Below are 15277 nucleotides of genomic sequence, written 5' to 3'. Positions count from 1 at the left end.
GCAATGCACGCTCATCCACTGGGGCGGCGGGCAGCACTGATCGGCACTGTGCATCGTGACGAGCACCACTTCGTGCAGATGACCACCACCCTCGGCGGTAGGCGCATCGTCGACTGGTTGACCGGCGAGCAGTTGCCGCGCATCTGCTGAGTGGAGAGGAAGGTGCGCATCCTTCTCCTGTGCCACGCCTTCAACAGTCTCGGCCAGCGCCTGTACAGCGAGCTTGGCGCCCTCGGCCACCTGGTCTCGGTCGAATTCGACATCGCTGATTCGGTTGCCGAGGAAGCGGTGGACCTGTTTCGCCCCGAACTGATCGTCGCGCCGTATCTGCGCCGGGCGATCCCGGCTTCGATCTGGGGTCAGCATTGCTGCCTGATCGTTCATCCGGGAATCGTCGGTGATCGCGGCCCGTCGGCGCTCGACTGGGCGATCCAGGAAGGGGCGAAGGCGTGGGGCGTCACCGTCCTGCAGGCGACCGGCGAGCTGGACGGCGGTCCGATCTGGGCCAGCGAAAGCTTCCCGATGCGCGTCGCCAGGAAGTCGAGCATCTATCGCCACGAAGTCACGGAAGCGGCCACCCGGGCTGTGCTCAAGGCCGTCGACCGCTACGCGACGGGTGGCTTTGTGCCGACCCCGCTCGACGGGGCCGACGCCAGCGTACGTGGCAGAGCACGGCCCTTGCTCAAGCAGGCCGAACGCGCCATCGACTGGCAGCGCGATGTGAGTGCGCTGATCCTGGCCAGGTTGAACGCCGCCGACGGTTTCCCCGGCGTCGCCGATCAACTGTTCGGCGAACCCTGCCATCTGTTCGATGGCTGGCCGGAAGACACTTTGCGCGGCGGCACGCCTGGCGACGTGATCGCCTGGCGAGAGACGGCGATCCTGCGGGCAACGGTCGATGGCGCGGTGTGGATCGGGCACGTCCGCCGCCAGCAGCCGGCCACGTCGCTCAAGCTGCCGGCAACGCAGGTCTTTGCCGCCCATCTGGCGACCATCCCGGAAGCGCCTCTGGTCAGTGAAGCGAACAATCGTGCGCCAGCCGGCAGGAGCTGGCAGGACATTCGCTACGAGCAGGCGGGGGCCGTCGGTTTCCTGCATTTCGAGTTTTACAACGGCGCCATGAGCACCCGCCAGTGCCAGCGCTTGCGGACCGCCTGGCAGTGGGCCACCGAGCGGCCGGTCAGCGTCATCGTTCTGATGGGTGGGCGCGACCACTGGTCGAACGGCATCCACCTGCACAGCATCGAGGCCGCCGAATCCCCCGCCGACGAGTCCTGGGCCAACATCAACGCCATTGACGACCTGGCCGAAGCGATCATTCGCAGCGATCGGCAGCTGACCATCGCCGCGCTGCAGGGCAACTGCGGCGCTGGTGGCTGCTTCCTGGCGCGTGCCGCCGATCTGGTCTGGGCGCGCGCCGGCATCCTGCTCAATCCGCATTACCGGAACATGGGCAACCTCTACGGATCGGAGTTCTGGACCTACCTGCTGCCGGCGCGGGTCGGCGTCGAAGGCGCGCGAGCGATCATGCACAACCGTTTACCGATGAGCGCTGTCGACGGCGTCGCCGCGGGCATGGTCGATGCCTGTCTGACCGGTGATCCCGACGCTTTCCGCATCGATGTCGCGCGCCGCGCCGCCGAGTTGGCAGCGGCGCCCGATCTGGCCGGCCGCTTGCAGAGCAAGTGCGCGCGGCGCCAGGGCGACGAGGCGGTGAAGCCGCTGGCGACTTATCGCGCCGAGGAACTCGCCGAGCTGCAGCGCAACTTCTACGGCTTCGACCCCAGCTATCACGTCGCTCGCTACCATTTTGTGCACAAGACCCCGAACTCGTGGACGCCGCGGCATCTGGCGATTCATCGCGATCTTGGCTGGAGCGTTCCGCAATGAGCGCCGCCCGGCCGCCCATGCCGACGGTGCTCGTCGTCGACGACGAAGTGCGCTCGCAGGAAGCCTTGCGGCGGACGCTCGAAGATGACTTCGAGGTGTTCACCGCCTCGAGCGCCGACGAGGCCCAACGGATCATGGAGAGCGAGTGGGTACAGATCATCGTCTGCGACCAGCGCATGCCGCAGATGACCGGGGTCGAGTTCCTCAAACGGGTACGTAGCCAGTGGCCGGACACCCTGCGCATCATCCTCTCGGGTTACACCGACGCCGAAGATATCATTGCCGGCGTCAACGAGGCCGGCATCTATCAGTATCTGATGAAGCCGTGGCAGCCCGAGCAGCTATTGCTGACACTGAAGACTGCCGCCAATGTCCATCGGCTGCAACGGGAAAACGAGCGCTTGTCGCTCGACTTGCGTGCGGCAGAACCGGTACTCGCCCGCCGCGTCGAGATGAAGGCCGAGCGCGTCAAACGCGAATTCGGTCTCGACGGGCTGATCCGCACACCGGATAGCCCGCTCAACGCCGTTTGCCAACTGATCGAGAAGATCGCGCCCTTCGACCTGTCGGTACTGATCAGCGGCGAATCGGGCACCGGCAAGGAGATGCTGGCGCGTGCCATCCATTACTGCAGTCGGCGCGCCGACAAGCCCTTCGTTGTCGAGAACTGCGGCGCGCTGCCCGACCAGTTGCTCGAAGCCGAGCTCTTCGGCTACAAGCGTGGCGCTTTCACCGGCGCCTACGAAGACCGTAGCGGCCGCTTTCAGCAGGCCGATGGCGGCACCCTCTTTCTCGATGAAATCGGCGACACCAGCCCGGCCTTTCAGGTCAAGCTGCTCAGGGTCCTGCAGGAAGGCGAGTTCCGCCCGTTGGGTGCGGCGCGGCCGCTGTCGGTCGATGTGCGCGTCGTCGCGGCGACCCATCACGACATCGAGGCGGACGTCCGCACCGGCAGCTTCCGCGAAGACCTCTACTACCGTCTGGCGACGGTGCCGCTGCAGGTGCCGGCGCTGCGCGAGCGGGCGATGGACATCCCCTTGCTTGCCGGTCGCCTGCTCGAGGCCAGTCAGCGAGCGCTCGGCAAGTCGGTCGACGGCTTCACTAGCGAAGCCCTGGCGTGTCTTGCGGTTTATCCCTGGCCGGGTAACGTGCGCGAGTTGCAGAACGAAATCCTGCGCATGCTGGCTGTTTCCGAAACGCCGCGCCTCGGTGCCGAGCTGCTGGCGCGACGCATCCTGCGTACGCCGGCGCTCGATCAGCAGGACGACGATCTGCTCGACCAGATCGCCGTCGATGGCGGCCTCAAGGAACGTCTCGAAGCACTCGAAGCGCGGGTACTCAAGGAGACGCTGATCCGCCATCGCTGGAACAAGTCGCACGCCGCCAGCGAACTCGGCCTGTCGCGTGTCGGCTTGCGTCACAAGCTGCTGCGTTTCGGACTGGAACGCGGATGAAACTGCTCTGGCTGCAGGCGGCGGGTTGCGGTGGCTGCACACAGTCCCTGCTCGGCGCCGAGAACCGCGCCGGCGTACTCGCACAGCTCGCCGACGCAGGTCTCGACCTACTCCTCCATCCTGGCCTGTCGGAAGCCAGCGGCGACGAGTCTCTCGCGCTGTTGCAGGCGGCCGTCGCCGGCAGGCTGCCGTTCGACATCCTCTGCGTCGAAGGCGCGCTGCTGCGCGGGCCGAACGGCAGCGGCCGCTTTCAGATGCTCTCCGGCAGTGGTCGGCCGGTGATCGACTGGGTGCGCGACCTGGCCGGACGTGCGCGCTACGTGATTGCCATTGGCAGCTGTACCGCCTACGGCGGCATCATCTCGGCCGGCGAGAATCCCACCGACGCCTGTGGCCTGCAGTTCGACGGCGACCAGGAAGGCGGTCTGCTGGGCGGCGATTTCCGCACCGCGGCGGGCCTGCCGGTGATCAACGTCGCCGGCTGTCCAGCGCATCCGGGGTGGATCGTGGACACCCTGCTCTCGCTGGCGCTTGGCGCGCTCACCGAGAGCGACCTTGACGCCTGGCAGCGGCCGTCTTTCTACAGCGAACAACTGGTTCATCACGGCTGCCCGCGCAACGAATACTACGAGTTCAAGGCCAGTGCCCAAAAGCTCTCCGACCTCGGTTGCCTGATGGAGAACATGGGCTGCAAGGGCACCCAGGCCAGTGCCGACTGCAACCTGCGGCCATGGAATGGCGTCGGCTCGTGCCTGCGCGGCGGCTTTGCCTGCATCTCGTGCACCGAACCCGGCTTCGAGGAGCCCGGACATCCGTTCATGGAGACGCCGAAAATCGCCGGCATCCCGACCGGCTTGCCGATCGACATGCCCAAGGCATGGTTCGTCGCGCTCGCCGCACTGTCGAAGTCGGCGACACCCAAACGGGTACGCGAGAATTCGCGTTCCGATCATGCGGTGATCCGGCCAGGCACGCGAAAGCGCGGTCCGAAGTGAGTCGCCGGCTGATCATCGGCCCGTTCAATCGCGTCGAAGGTGACCTCGAAGTGAGCCTCGATATTGCTGCCGGCCGAGTGGCTTCGGCGCAGGTCTGCTCGTCGCTCTATCGCGGTTTCGAGCAGCTTCTGGTCGGCAAGCACCCGCTCGACGCGCTGGTCATCGTGCCGCGGATCTGCGGCATCTGCTCGGTGTCACAGTCCGCGGCGGCTGCCGCGGCGCTGGCCGATGCGACCGGTCTGCGCATGCCGGCGAACGGCCGTCTGGCCAGCCAGCTGATCCTCGGCTGCGAGAACCTCGCCGATCACCTGACCCACTTCTACCTCTTCTTCATGCCCGACTTCGCGCGCGAAGGATATCGCGGGCGAAGCTGGCACGCGCAGGCTGAAAAGCGCTTCAAGGCCAACGTCGGCGAAGCGCTGCGCGAGGTGTTGCCGGCGCGCGCCGACTGGTTGCGGCTGATGGGCTATCTGGCCGGTAAATGGCCGCATAGCCTGGCGCTGCAGCCGGGCGGAACGACCCGCGCGGTTACCGCGACCGAGAAAGTTCGTTTGCTGACCGTGCTACGCGAGTTCCGCGCTTTCCTCACCGAGACCGTGTTTGGTGACACCCTGGAGAACGTCACCGCGCTGCACTCCGCCGACCAGCTCGCTGCCTGGGCACAAGGCCGGCCAGCCGACTTCCCGCGTTTCCTGGCGATCGCTGACGACCTTGGCCTGGGCCACATCGGGCGTGCGACCGACAGCTTCCTCAGCTACGGTGCCTATGGCCAGCCTGGGGGAGCAGGTGACGGCGGCCCGCATCTCTTCGCCCGCGGTGTCTGGCAGGCCGCTGCGCTGCCGTTCCAGGAAGCGCTGATCCGTGAAGACGTCACCCACGCCTGGCTGGTCGGCGAGCGGCCGTTGCATCCGCGACAGGGGGAAACGCGCCCGCTGGTCGGTGAGTTTGCCGAGCGGCCGGATGCCTACACCTGGTGCAAAGCGCCACGCTACGACGCGGGCGTCATCGAGACCGGCGCCCTGGCCCGCCAGGTGGTCGCCGGCCAGCCCCTGTTGCGCGCCCTGGTGGCGGCGAATGGCGGCAGCGTCCTGGCGCGTGTCGTTGCCCGCCTGTTCGAAATCGCCCTGGTCGTGCCGGCGATGGAGGGTTGGGTACGCGCCTTGGCGCCGGGCGACGCTTTCTGCAATCAGTGGCAGCTACCCGATCAGGCCAGTGCCGTCGGCCTGGTCGAAGCGGCGCGCGGCGCGCTGGGTCACTGGCTGCGCATCGAACGCGGCAAGATCGCCCGCTACCAGATCATCGCCCCGACCACCTGGAACTTCTCACCCCGAGATGCAGCCGGCGTCCCCGGCGCGCTCGAGCAGGCGCTGGTCGGGCTGCCGGTCGGCGAAGGCGAAAGCGTGCCGCTCGCCGTTCAGCACGTCGTGCGCTCGTTCGATCCCTGCATGGTGTGCACCGTGCATTGAAGGAGACGGTTGCGTAGGCAATGGGTTGCGCATACGTGTGTGTAGGACTGGTGAGGAATGCGCGGCTTGGCTGCCCGCGTTAGCGGGCGGCTGCGGCCGGGCGCGAGGGAAAGGCGCTGGTCGTCAGGAAGACCTCGAAATCGGCGGCAGTTAGTGGCCGGCTGAACAGGAAGCCCTGCATTTCGTCGCAGTCAAGGCTGCTGAGCATTTCCCTCTGGCTTTCGGTTTCCACACCCTCGGCCAGGATGCGCAGGTCGAAGCTGGTGGCAATGGACGAAATGGCATTGATGATCGAGGTCGAGCTCTGGTTGTTGGGGGACAGATCGCGAACGAAGGACTGGTCGATCTTGATGCTGTTGATGGCAAAACGGCGCAGATAGTTGAGCGACGAGTAGCGGGTTCCGAAGTCGTCGATTGACACTTGCAGTCCGTTGTTGCGCAGCTTCTTGACCATCTCGATGGTTTTTTCGGCGTCTTTCATCAGCAAGTTTTCGGTGATCTCGATATCGAGCGTCTCGGCCGGAACGGCATGGGCTTCAAGACGTTCCATCAGACGCTCCGGCAGGTCGCTGCGGTCGAACTCCTTCGGCGAGAGGTTGATCGCCATTTGCAGCCCGGTGAATCCCTTTTTCCGCCAGGCGGCGAGCTGGCGAAGTGCCCGCTCGAGGACCCATTCGCCGATCTTCACGATCAGTCCGGTTTCTTCGGCCAGCGGAATGAAAGTATCCGGAAGCATCAGGCCGTGTCGCGGATGGTGCCAGCGGATCAGGGCTTCCATGCCGATCGTCAATCCGCGGCCGAAGCTGATCTGCGGTTGGTAGTAGAGTTCGAACTGATCGCCGTCTTCCAGTGCCGCGCGCAGATCGCTTTCGAGCGTGATGCGCATGCTGTGGCCGTTGTTCATTTCGGGGGTGAACTGGAGATAGCCGTTCTTGCCGCGCCCCTTGGTCTGGTACATCGCAATGTCAGCGTTGCGAATGAGCATCTCCGGGGTGTCACCGTCTTCCGGGTAGAGCGAGATACCGATGCTCACGGTACTGAAGAAATTCAGCCCGGCGATGGTGAACGGGTGTTTCAGCTCCGCCAGCATTTTGGCGGCGATCGCTGCGGCGTCTTCACCGCTGCTCAGGTCGGGCAACAGGACGGTGAACTCGTCGCCGCCCTGGCGTGCCAGGGTGTCGCCGGAGCGCAGACAGCTGCGGACTCGCTGGGCAAAGGCCTTGAGTAACTCGTCCCCCTCGTGGTGACCGTAGGTGTCATTGACCAGCTTGAAGCGATCGATGTCGATAAACATCACACCGAGCCGCTTGCCTGTCCGTTTTGCCTGGGTCAGGGCGACCCCCAGTCGATCCTTGAACAAGACACGGTTGGGCAGTCCGGTGAGCAGATCGTGGAAAGCCTGGAACGCTATCGTCTCCTCGGCTTTCTTGCGCTCGGTGATGTCCCGCGCAACGCCTGAGGTACCCTTGAACTGCTGGCTTGCCGTGTTGTCGGTGGCGTCGTAGATACCCTGCGAACTGAGGATGGCGACAATCGTGCGGTGCTCGAAATGGCGCACACCCTGGGTCTTCGTTTGCAGGCGAATTTCGACGTTGGTGCTGGCCCGATCGCCGATCCGGCGTTCGTTGAAGGCGAAGCGGGCGTGTTCGAGATCGTCGGGATGGACGATCAGCGAGTAGTGCTTGCCGAGCAGTTCGTCCCGCGCGTAACCGAGCAGTGCTTCGACGCGGCCGTTGATGAAAATGAAGTGGCCGTTGGTGTCGAGCGTATAGATGATGTCCGGTGATTGCTCGACCAGGAAGCGGTGCAAACGTTCGGAGTGTTCCAGGCGGATCGCCATCAGCGCGTGCTCACGTTCGATCCGGCGGCGCCGCAGAACGCGCTCTACGGTGTCGACGAGTTCCTGGGGGCTGCCCAGCTTGCGCACGAATTCGATCGCGCCATGACGCAGCGCGCGGATTGCCGAGTCGATCGATTCCTCGCCACTGAAGACCACCACCGCCGTCGGGACGCGCTTGTTCACCATCCACTCCATGACCTCAAGGCCATGGATGTCAGGCAAATTGAGGTCAAGGACCACGACGTCGATGTCGCGACGCTCGAGACGGCGAAGCGCTTCAACGCCAGTCCCGCATTGCTCGACCCGACGCCCGTCAGCCGCGAGTAGCTGTCGGTAGGCAGCCCTGATGCGCTCCTCGTCGTCGACAATCAGGATGCTGCTGGGTCGCTGAGTTTCCTGAAGCTGCAGTGAAAAGTCGCCGTTCGGCATGCCATTCATCAGCGCTCCCGGCGGGTGTCCGGCGACGAGATCGTTCTTCATCCGGGTTTGCCTTCGCCGCCGCCCTGGCGCGCTGCTCGGTCGAGTGTCGGCAACAGCAGGGAAATCATCGTTCCGTAGCCGGCCTTGCTGCGGCAGGTGACAGGAATCTCCAGGCGGTGCACCAGCGTGCCAACGATTGACAGGCCAATCCCGCGCGGCGTCCCGAGTCGGTCATCGCCGGAGCGATGTAACGCGCTCATCGCCGCTTCGGACATGCCTGGTCCGTTGTCTTCAATTCTCAGTTCGGTGAAGTGCCGCCCCTGGTGCAGGATGTCGGCGGTCAGGGAAAGCTTGAAGCGTTCTCCTCGGGACAGTGCCTCGGAGGCGTTCTTCCACAAATTGAGGAGGATCTGTTTGATGCTGTCACGATCACAGGCCACCCAGCTCGGCTGCGGTGGCAGGGCCGTTTCAATGCTAATGCCGCGTGCATCAAAAAGCGCTTCGCGATAGAGCATCAGCAGTTCGCGCGTCAGCTCGCAGATGTCGACTGCCTTGTCCTCGTCCCGCACCTCGGGGGCTGCGCTCAAATGCCGAACGATGCTGGCGACACGATCTATCTCTTCAGTCAGCACGGTCAGTTCGTGGCGAACGCCAGCTTCCTGCGGCAGCTTGCCGTCGAGGATTCTGAGATAGCCCTTGATGATGGTCAGGGGGTTGCCTGCCTCGTGGACGACGCGTCTGGCCTGCTGCGCAAAGCGTGCTGATGCGGCGTCTTTGGCTTGTTCACGGGCGTCCTGCGCTTCGCGCCAGCTCTCCAGGGTGACCCCGGCAATCCGTCCGAAGTTGGCCAGGCAAGGAAGGCGACGATCACCGCGGCTGTGCTGGTCGGCACTCAAGCCGGCGACGATGACCCCGATGGTGCGGTTGTGGCCAATCATCGGAATGCACATCAGGCCGGTGCTGGAGAGGGCCCTGGCAAACTGGACGTCCATCAGGGGCTTGGCGGGCAGAGCTTCGGCGTCGTAAGACGAACGGATCTCGCTGTCCAGCACGGCCGCCGCGGCGAGGCTTCGATGCGCCTCGAGGGGGAGGGTGACCTGGCCGAAAATTGGCGGTTGCCCGGCAATGCCCTTGCCGCTTAGCCGGTCATTCAGCGGATCGCAGATGAGGAAGGCAAGGCGGTTGAGGTCGAACAGGATGCGCGCCGATTCACGCAGAGCGAACAGCACTTCGGCATTGGTTTCGAGCGTGCCGAGGCCCTGCTGCAAGGGTTGCATCAGGGCCTTGTTGCCAATGATCGCGGCGATCTGGCCACGGGCGTCGGGTTCCACGGTTTCGCGGCGCGCTCCGATGACGCGCGGCAGACCCATCGAGCCGCCGGCCACGGACTCGTTGACGTGAGGAATGCCGATTGCGTCGGCGAGCACGCACATGCGCCGTTCGGCCTGATCGCGCAAGGTGCTCAGCTGGGACTTGCTGCTGTCGCCAAACATTTTGTCGGCGAGGATCACCAGTTCCTCGGGCAGCTCGTCGCAGGAGATCAGTGCGTGCGCCAGCCAGACCATCTGGGGTAGCTGGGCAGCAGTGACGATCTGTTCGGCGGGCGCGTGGTGGAAGAGGATGCCGTCAGCAAATGGGGAGTCGAGATGCCACTGATCGGCTAGCCAGGTACCGATCTGGCCATGGTCCGCGCCGAACTGCGCGGTTTCGCGTTCTGACAGTTCGACTTCACTGGGGCAGCCAGCGAGGAGTGCCAGGTAGGGCTCGCCGACTGCCGACAGAAGGATCAGCTCGCCGACGTCGTGCAGCAGGCCGGCCAGGTAGGCCTCGTCCGGCCGGTGGAAGCCGATGGACACAGCCAGGCTTCGGGATAGCTCGGCCGTCAGCAGCGAATGAGTCCAGAAGGCGGACAGATCGACCGATCGGGCGGCCGTGCGCTCGTCGAACAGGCTTTGCACCGACAGGCAGGTGGCGATCGAGCGTACCAGCCGCGTACCGAGCGCGATCAGGCAGTTTTCGATGCTGTGTAACGGGTCGCCACGCCGGATGGCAGGCGAATTGGCGGCGGTCAGGACCCGGGTGCACAATCCTGGGTCCTGTTCGACAAGCGCAGCGAGTTTGGCCATCGTCGTGGTGTCGTCGTCTACCATCTGCAGCAGCCGCAGCAATACCTGCGGCGGTGATGGGACGCGTCCCGACTCGATCACCTGGCGGATGGGTTCCGGCAGGCTATACATGACGGAGGGGGGAGAAGCAGGCTTTCGCTCTGGTCGCAGCCGATGTGAGAGAAAGAGCGTGCATGGTGCCGTTCGCTACTGGCAGAAAGGGTGGTGTTTGGCGCGAACGGCTTGTTCGCCAGCGGCTTCAAGGCCTTCCTGCACCGCGCGAGAAACGCTTTCGAAGAGCGCGCGGATAACGAAGTTCATGCCGCCGATGATTTCGTCTACCGCCATCATCGACGGCATCCTGATGCCCCGGTGCTCTATTTCACCGCCGATCTGCTCGACGCGGACACCGAGGCGAGCCAGGTTCGTGGCCAGGTGTCGCTCGGTCAGGACGAGGAGCGTGGTGATGGCGTAGTGGCGTGCCAGCGTGATCAGGTAAAGATAGACGGCCAGCACCAGGCGCGCGCCGCCGACAGACTGCGCTTTCCAAAGCGACGGCACGAGGCAATGGACAGGCTGGTCGTCGTAAGCATCCACTTCGAGACCTTCGGCCCGCAGCGGCTGATCACCCGGTTCGCGGCAATACAGCTGGTGTCGAATGCGGTGGTTTTCCGCAGGCAACTCGGCAGTCAGCGCCGGCACGACCTTGAAGAACCGCCGGTAGCCATGGCTCAAGGTCAGTTCCGTAAGATTCGAAAGAAACATCCTTCGCCTTTTTGCTGAGTGATCGTCGTTCCGCCCGCCGCCGGCACGAACTTTTCGATGATACTACGAAGTCAAGCAGGCATCGCCAGCGATAAACGCAGTTAATCCAGCTTTTTGAGGTAATCCTTGGTGAATATCTTGTCTGGCAGATCGCGCAGCTTCATGCTGCCATACTCGAGGACAGACTGTTCACCGCCACGCAAGGCGTCTTCCATCACCAGTCGAGTCGGCCGCTTGGTGCCTTCCATGGTTTTGAAATTCTCATATTTGCAGGTCTTCAGCAGACGATTCGAGAGTGAATAGAACTCCGCCCGGTAAGGCCAGTGGTCTTTCTCGCGGACCCAGTAGATGACTTTCTGGTAAGTGACGCTGCGGTCCACGCCGGTCAGTTCGAGTACGTGGTAGGTCTCGTTGTCGATGCGTTCGCTGCGCAGTAGTTTGGGATTGTAGTCGGCGGCGAAATTGGCGCGTGCGAGGTCGCCGTTGGCGACTTGACCGGTCAGCCTTTGCGAGAAGGCAAGCCGTATCGGCTGTGAAACCTCAGGCATGAAGACCCACAGGTCGCGCTCTTTCATCAACAGAATCTGGCCACGTTCGGATGCCGGCTCGGTGACCATGACGACGCTGTTGGTGTTGCCTTTGGAAAGAACGCGGTACTTGTGTACGTCCGCGTTGTCGCCGCTGCCGGTGGTGGTGATCGCTACGTCAACCTGAAAACCCCCGACCGGAAAACGAACCTGGTCAGCCTTTTCCACGATCAGCCGCGCCTCGGCATCACTACTAGCCGTCGCCTGAAGGGGCTCCGCCGCGGATGCTGGCGCGACCCAGGCGAGGAGGGCGGCGGAGAGGAGCGCCAAGGTGGTCTTGACACCAGAATGGTGGATCGTCATGCTTTGCATAGTTTTCACCCAATTGTGCTGACCGTTCAAACGGTTGGCGGGAAGTGCCAACGAATGAGCGTAGTCCGCATAGAACACGTTTCCAAGGATTATCAGCTCGGCGAGCAGAAAGTCCAAGCCCTCAAAGACATTACCCTGTCTGTCGACCCAGGTGTTTTCCTGGCCATCGCCGGCCCTTCAGGCAGTGGCAAGACCACTCTGCTGAACCTGATCGGCTGTATCGATACGCCGACCAGCGGCAAGATCTTCATCAACGATGCGGATGTCAGTGGTCGGACTGCCGATCAACTCGCCGACCTTCGTGCCCGTACCATAGGCTTCATCTTCCAGACCTTCAATTTGTTGCCGGTGTTGACCGCCGCCGAAAACGTCGAGTATCCACTCCTTCATCGCAAGGACCTTTCGAGCGCGGACCGGCAGAAGCGCGTGGCGTATTTTCTGGACATTGTCGGCTTGTCGAAGTTTGCCAGTCATCGCCCGAACCAGTTGAGTGGTGGTCAGCGCCAACGCGTGGCGATCGCCAGGGCCCTGGTGATCCGCCCGGCCATCGTGCTGGCCGACGAGCCGACCGCCAACCTCGATCACAAGACCGGCGAGGAGGTTCTGGTCCTGATGAAGAAGATCAACCGTGCCCTGAAAACCACTTTCATCTTCTCCACCCACGACAAGCGCGTCATCGCCAAGGCTGATCGCCTGGTCCGTGTCGAGGATGGCGAGATCGCTCTGCTCGGTGTACGTTCCCATACCAAGTGGTCTCTCGCCCGCAATCGTCCGTCAGAGGCCAGTGCCAGTAACCAGCAGGCCAGTACCCTCGCCGAGGGGCCGGACAGCGCCAGGGAAAACAGTAATGCAGATCAGAAATAAGCAACCTTTCGCCTGTCTTTCCTTGCTGCTGGCGACGATGCCGATGACGGCGCTGGCGGAGCTCGCGGACCGCGGTAATTTTCCCGGACTGACGCTGCCGGCACGCGCGGCATCACATCCAGTACCGCTCCTGCTTGCCGCCAAGTCCGACAGCGATCTGCCGCTGAGCCGGGACTCTCTGTTCGGTGATGTCGAGCCAGCTGCCGCAGCGCCTGCCGAGCCGGCGCTGCCGGTCAGTCGCGATTCCCTGTTCGGTGACGATGTGCTGCCAAAGTCGCAGCAGGTCGAATCGACCTTCGATGGGGGCACTTCCAGCCCGGCCAAGATCCACGGCTTCATCGAGAACGTCATGGCGTATACCACGCCCAAGACCTCCCACTGGTCGCAGTTCCTGACCCGCGCCGACGTCACTGCGCAGGGTGATCTGGGAAGCGGCATCAAATGGAAGCTGGGGGCGCGGGTTGACTTTGACGCCGTCTATCCGATGAGTGATTTCTACCCGCAGGCGGTCAACAACAACCAGACCCTGAATGCGATGTTGCGCGAGAACTACGTGGACATTGGCGCCGGCGACTGGGAGTTCCGTCTCGGCCGGCAGCACATCATCTGGGGCGAGATGGTCGGCCTGCTGTTCGGCGATGTCGTTTCCGCCAAGGACATGCGGCATTTCGTGCTGCCGGAATTCGAGATCCTCCGCATCCCGCAGTGGGCGGCAAGAGCCGAGTATTTCAAGGGCGATTTCCACGCCGAGGCGATCTGGATCCCGGTGGCCAGCTACGACAACATCGGCAAGCCGGGAGCGCAGTTCTATGCTTACACCTTGCCGCCACCGCCAGGCGTGAACAATGTGGTCTTCCTCAACGAGAAGACGCCGACGCAGAATCTGTCGAATACCAACTACGGATTGCGCATGTCGGTCTTGCACAATGGTTGGGACGTAGCGGGATTTGCCTACAGCAGCATGAGCGTGGCGCCGACCTTCTACCGGCAGATCATCCCTGGTGCGACGACCACCACGGCGACCTATCAGGCCCAGCACGAGCGCATTGATCAGTATGGCAGCACCGTCGCCAAGGACCTTGGTGCGGTGGTCCTCAAGGGTGAGGCGGTCTATACCCGTGGGCAGAAGTATCAGGTGACCAACCTGAGCAGCGCCAATGGCCTGGTTGACCAGAACACTTTGACCTGGGTGCTCGGTCTGGATTTCACTCAGTTCGCCGATACCAGGATCAACGCCCAGGTATTCCAGAGCCATTTCTTCGACCACAATCCCTACATCATCGAGTCGACCAACGAAAATGGTGTCAGCTTCCTGGTGAATCACAAGTTCAACGACAGGTTCGATGCCGAGGCCTTGTGGATCGGCAGCGTGAACCGCACTGATTGGATGCTCCGGCCGCGAGTCGGCTGGAACTTCGAGAAGAACTGGAAGCTGGCGGTGGGTGTCGATATCTTCCAGGGGCCAGCCCTGGGATTTTTCGGTCGCTACGATGCCAGTGACCGCGTCTATTCAGAGGTCCGCTACAGCTTCTGAGATGATGGCGTCAAGCCTGGGACCAGCACTGCCGCACCGCGGACCTGCCCGGCGCGCAGTCTCTGCAGGGCCTCGTTCGCCGCAGCCAGGGGGAATTCCACGACTTCGGTTCTGACGCCCGCCTTCGGCGCGATGGCCAGGAACGCTTCACCGTCGCGTCGGGTAAGGTTGGCCACCGAGCGCACGCAGCGTTCTCCCCACAGGAGGGCGTAGGGGAACTCTGGAATGTTGCTCATATGGATCCCGGCGCAAACCACCGTGCCGCCCTTGGCGGTGTGACGCAGCGCCTGTGGGACCAATTCACCGACCGGTGCGAACAGAATGGCCGCATCCATCTCCTGCGGTGGTGCCTGGTCGGCGCCGCCTGCCCAGCTCGCGCCGAGTTGAAGGGCGAACTCCTGCCCGTCGGCGTCACCCGGTTTGGTGAAGGCGAACACTTCGCGCCCCTGCCAGCGCGCCACCTGCGTGATGATGTGGGCGGCCGCGCCGAAACCGTAGATTCCCAGACGCGGTGCGTCCCCGGCAGCGACCAGCGAGCGGTAGCCGATCAGTCCGGCGCAGAGCAGTGGCGCTGCTTCGGCGTCGGAATACTCCGCCGGCAGCGCGAAACAGTAATCCTGATTGGCCAGCGTGAACTCGGCGTAACCGCCATCGAGGGTGTAACCGGTGAACTCGGCCGCGTCGCAAAGGTTTTCGGCGCCGCTGGCGCAGTAGCGGCAAGCGCCACAGGTGCGTCCCAGCCACGGTACGCCGACGCGTTCGCCAAGCGAAAAAGCCTGCACATTGGCCCCTTTCTCGACCACGATGCCGACGATTTCGTGGCCGAGGACCAACGGCAGGCGGGGCTCCAGCAAATCGCCGTCGAGCACGTGCAAGTCCGTGCGGCAGACGCCGCAGGCGCGCACCTGCAGCAGCATCTGGTCAGCTCCGGGCGTTGGCCGCGGCACATCGGTCAAGCGCAGAGGCTCGCCCTGGGCATTCAGAATCATCGCCTGCATGCGCGTCTCCCGTGGTGACTTGTCTTCGCGACGTTGGCCATTCGCCG

11 protein-coding genes and 1 pseudogene are annotated in these 15277 nt (G+C 63.6%); 7 read left to right on the top strand and 5 right to left on the bottom strand.

What is annotated here, in order from left to right; genetic code table 11:
* The 5 genes and pseudogenes from RUW20_RS15530 to RUW20_RS15510 all read left to right on the top strand — a co-directional run.
* Positions 1-150, top strand: a pseudogene (locus tag RUW20_RS15530) (hydrogenase expression/formation protein HypE); the annotation flags it as partial.
* A 12-nt stretch (positions 151-162) separates the two neighbouring features.
* Positions 163-1890: a hydrogenase maturation protein gene (locus RUW20_RS15525; protein WP_313953128.1), complete on the top strand. Its 1728-nt coding sequence runs from the start codon at positions 163-165 to the stop codon at positions 1888-1890.
* The gene (locus RUW20_RS15520; protein WP_313953127.1) at positions 1887-3344 is read left to right on the top strand and encodes a sigma-54 dependent transcriptional regulator; all 1458 of its coding nucleotides are present in this window, start codon (positions 1887-1889) and stop codon (positions 3342-3344) included. The genes RUW20_RS15525 and RUW20_RS15520 overlap by 4 nt, the downstream gene beginning before the upstream one ends.
* Positions 3341-4339, top strand: coding sequence for a HupU protein (locus RUW20_RS15515; protein WP_313953126.1), 999 nt, complete (start codon positions 3341-3343; stop codon positions 4337-4339). The genes RUW20_RS15520 and RUW20_RS15515 overlap by 4 nt, the downstream gene beginning before the upstream one ends.
* Positions 4336-5805, top strand: a complete 1470-nt coding sequence (locus tag RUW20_RS15510; RefSeq protein ID WP_313953125.1) for a nickel-dependent hydrogenase large subunit — start codon at positions 4336-4338, stop codon at positions 5803-5805. Before RUW20_RS15515 ends, RUW20_RS15510 begins: the two co-directional genes overlap by 4 nt.
* Positions 5806-5884: 79 nt before the next feature.
* Here the strand turns inward: RUW20_RS15510 and RUW20_RS15505 are convergent, their stop codons facing one another.
* From RUW20_RS15505 to RUW20_RS15490, 4 genes are all read right to left on the bottom strand, one after another.
* A complete protein-coding gene (locus tag RUW20_RS15505; protein WP_313953124.1) occupies positions 5885-8125 on the bottom strand; it encodes a putative bifunctional diguanylate cyclase/phosphodiesterase in 2241 nt (746 codons plus the stop codon).
* Positions 8122-10302, bottom strand: coding sequence for an HDOD domain-containing protein (locus RUW20_RS15500; RefSeq protein WP_313953123.1), 2181 nt, complete (start codon positions 10300-10302; stop codon positions 8122-8124). The genes RUW20_RS15505 and RUW20_RS15500 overlap by 4 nt, the downstream gene beginning before the upstream one ends.
* Positions 10303-10377: 75 nt before the next feature.
* Positions 10378-10935 carry a GNAT family N-acyltransferase gene (locus tag RUW20_RS15495; protein ID WP_313953122.1) on the bottom strand — a complete coding sequence of 186 codons (558 nt, stop codon included), beginning with the start codon at positions 10933-10935 and terminating at the stop codon, positions 10378-10380.
* A gap of 101 nt (positions 10936-11036) precedes the next feature.
* Positions 11037-11834: an outer membrane lipoprotein-sorting protein gene (locus RUW20_RS15490; protein ID WP_313953148.1), complete on the bottom strand. Its 798-nt coding sequence runs from the start codon at positions 11832-11834 to the stop codon at positions 11037-11039.
* Between the two features lie 54 nt (positions 11835-11888).
* Between RUW20_RS15490 and RUW20_RS15485 the strand changes: the two genes are divergently transcribed.
* Together RUW20_RS15485 and RUW20_RS15480 are read left to right on the top strand one after the other, a co-directional pair.
* Positions 11889-12698 carry an ABC transporter ATP-binding protein gene (locus tag RUW20_RS15485; protein WP_313953121.1) on the top strand — a complete coding sequence of 270 codons (810 nt, stop codon included), beginning with the start codon at positions 11889-11891 and terminating at the stop codon, positions 12696-12698.
* Positions 12682-14232, top strand: coding sequence for a DUF1302 family protein (locus RUW20_RS15480; protein ID WP_313953120.1), 1551 nt, complete (start codon positions 12682-12684; stop codon positions 14230-14232). Before RUW20_RS15485 ends, RUW20_RS15480 begins: the two co-directional genes overlap by 17 nt.
* Here the strand turns inward: RUW20_RS15480 and RUW20_RS15475 are convergent.
* Positions 14220-15230 (bottom strand): zinc-dependent alcohol dehydrogenase family protein, encoded by a 1011-nt coding sequence (locus RUW20_RS15475; protein ID WP_313953147.1) that lies wholly within the window; start codon positions 15228-15230, stop codon positions 14220-14222. The genes RUW20_RS15480 and RUW20_RS15475 overlap by 13 nt on opposite strands.
* Between the last annotated feature and the right edge of the window lie 47 nt (positions 15231-15277).

It is taken from the genome of Accumulibacter sp., assembly GCF_032229525.1.
Taxonomy (GTDB): domain Bacteria; phylum Pseudomonadota; class Gammaproteobacteria; order Burkholderiales; family Rhodocyclaceae; genus Accumulibacter.
This window is presented reverse-complemented; position numbering and strand designations above follow the sequence as displayed.

Excerpts from the sequence above, each read along its gene's own strand:
- RUW20_RS15485 (WP_313953121.1), top strand. The coding sequence starts at position 11,889 with ATGAGCGTAGTCCGCATAGAACACGTTTCCAAGGATTATCAGCTCGGC.
- RUW20_RS15480 (WP_313953120.1), top strand. The coding sequence starts at position 12,682 with ATGCAGATCAGAAATAAGCAACCTTTCGCCTGTCTTTCCTTGCTGCTG.
- RUW20_RS15515 (WP_313953126.1), top strand. The coding sequence starts at position 3,341 with ATGAAACTGCTCTGGCTGCAGGCGGCGGGTTGCGGTGGCTGCACACAG.
- RUW20_RS15490 (WP_313953148.1), bottom strand. The coding sequence starts at position 11,834 with ATGCAAAGCATGACGATCCACCATTCTGGTGTCAAGACCACCTTGGCG.
- RUW20_RS15495 (WP_313953122.1), bottom strand. The coding sequence starts at position 10,935 with ATGTTTCTTTCGAATCTTACGGAACTGACCTTGAGCCATGGCTACCGG.
- RUW20_RS15505 (WP_313953124.1), bottom strand. The coding sequence starts at position 8,125 with ATGAAGAACGATCTCGTCGCCGGACACCCGCCGGGAGCGCTGATGAAT.
- RUW20_RS15520 (WP_313953127.1), top strand. The coding sequence starts at position 1,887 with ATGAGCGCCGCCCGGCCGCCCATGCCGACGGTGCTCGTCGTCGACGAC.
- RUW20_RS15500 (WP_313953123.1), bottom strand. The coding sequence starts at position 10,302 with ATGTATAGCCTGCCGGAACCCATCCGCCAGGTGATCGAGTCGGGACGC.
- RUW20_RS15475 (WP_313953147.1), bottom strand. The coding sequence starts at position 15,230 with ATGCAGGCGATGATTCTGAATGCCCAGGGCGAGCCTCTGCGCTTGACC.